The organism is Myxococcus sp. XM-1-1-1 (assembly GCF_020037095.1).
Lineage (GTDB): Bacteria > Myxococcota > Myxococcia > Myxococcales > Myxococcaceae > Myxococcus > Myxococcus fulvus.
In genome coordinates this window covers 1-1,916 of record NZ_JAIQDH010000063.1, presented here as the reverse complement: position 1 = coordinate 1,916, position 1,916 = coordinate 1, and the positions used below count along the sequence as shown (strand labels likewise).

Annotated in this window: 1 protein-coding gene; it reads right to left on the bottom strand. The window is 68.5% G+C overall.

Annotated features, from left to right (window positions below; genetic code table 11):
* Window positions 1-1,916 (bottom strand): condensation domain-containing protein (locus K8640_RS42305; protein ID WP_223752270.1); only part of this gene is annotated, 1,916 nt, incomplete at both ends.

Sequence of the window (1,916 nt, the reverse complement as noted above, 5' to 3'; positions counted from 1 at the left end):
CGCTCAGCGGGGTAGTTGGGGTCGAGGGCGACGTAGAAGGCGCCGGCCTTGAGGGTGGCGAGGACGGCGACGGCCATATCGAGGGACTTGTCGAGACAGATGCCGACGGCACTGCCCGGAGAGACCCCGAGGGCGAGCAGGTGGTGCGCGAGCTGATTGGAGCGAGCGTCGAGCGCGGCGTAGGAGAGCGAGCGCGTACCGTCAGACAGCGCGATGGCGTCAGGCGTGCGACGCACCTGGGCCTCCACCGGCCCATGCATCGTCGTGGCCGCGTGGTCGTGGCGTGAGGTGTCGTTCCAGGCGACCAGCGTGCGCTGGCGCTCCTCGATGCCGAGGAGCGGGAGCTTCCAGATGGACTGGCCCGGCTCGCTCACGGCTGCGCGCAAGAGGTTCAGCAGATGCGCGCCGAGTCGCTCCGCGGTGCTCCGGTCGAACAGGTCCGTGTTGAACTCGAGCAGGCCGCCGATGTCGTCGCCGAAGTCGCCGCAGAGCAGGGACAGGTCGAACTTGGCGGTGCCGCTGTCCACATGCATCGGCTGGATGGCGCCCGCGTCCTCACCGTCCTTCGGTCCAGTTGTCCGCTGCGTGTTCTGCAGGGCGAACATCACCTGGAACAGCGGCGAGCGACTCAGGTCACGTTCGGGCTTCAGCTCGTCGACGAGCTTCTCGAACGGCACGTCCTGGTGCGCGTAGGCACCGAGCGTCGTCTCCTTCACCTGGCTCAGCAGCTCGCGGAAGGTCATCCCGACGGACAGCCGCGCACGCAGGGCGAGCGTGTTGACGAAGAACCCGACGATGCCTTCGATCTCCGCCTGCTGCCGGTTGGCGATGGGCGAGCCGACGACGATGTCGTCCTGTCCCGAGTATCGCGCGAGCAACACCTGGAACGCGGACAGCAGCGCCATGAACGGCGTGACGCCCTCTCGCAGGCACAGGGCACGCAGCTCCGCAGAGAGCTGGGCTCCCAGTGCGATGGGAAGCGTGGACCCGTTGGACGTCTGGACCGGCGGCCTGGGCCTGTCCGTGGGCAGCTCCAGCGCATGCGGTGCGCCGGAGAGCTGTTGTCTCCACCAACCGACCTGCTGGGACAGCGCCTCGTCCTTCAGCCAGCCACGCTGCCATGCGGCGTAGTCCGCGTACTGCAACTCCAGCGGAGCGAGCGGTGACGGCAGGCCCTGCGCGAACGCGCCGTAGAGCGCTCCGACCTCGCGCGTGAGGATGCCGTTGGACCAACCATCCGAGACGATGTGGTGGACGGTGACGAGCAGGATGTGGCGCTGCTCGGACAGCTGGAGCACGGAGGCTCGGAGCAGCGGCGCGTGGGCCAGGTCGAACGGTTTCTGCGCCTCGGCCTGGGCCTGTCGCAGGGCCTCGGCTTCCCGCTGGGACTCGGGCACGTGCCGCAGGTCCACGACGGGGACGGACAGCGTCACATCCGTGTGGATGTGCTGCACGGCCTCGCCATCCGCCTGGACGTGGAAGGAGGTGCGCAGGGCCTCGTGTCGCTGGACGAGCGTGCGCAGCGCACGCTCCAGTGCATCGAGGTTCACTCCGCCGTGGAGCTGGATGGCCGAGGGGATGTTGTAGAAGGGGCTACCCGGCTGGAGTCGATCCAGGAACCACAGTCGCTGCTGCGCGAAGGACAGCGGCAGCGGTCCCGTGCGAGGCACCACCACGAGCGCCGGCTTCTCGTTCGCAAGCCCTGACTGCTTCTCGACCTCGATGCGCGCCGCGAGCGATGCCACCGTGGGCGCCTCGAAGAGCGCACGCAGGGGCAGCTCGACCTGGAAGGCCTTGCGGATGCGGGAGACGACCTGGGTGGCGAGGAGGGAGTGGCCACCCAAGGAGAAGAAGTCGTCGGAGACGCTGACGGCGTCGAGGTGGAGGACCTCTGCCCAGATGGAGGCGAGGAGCGT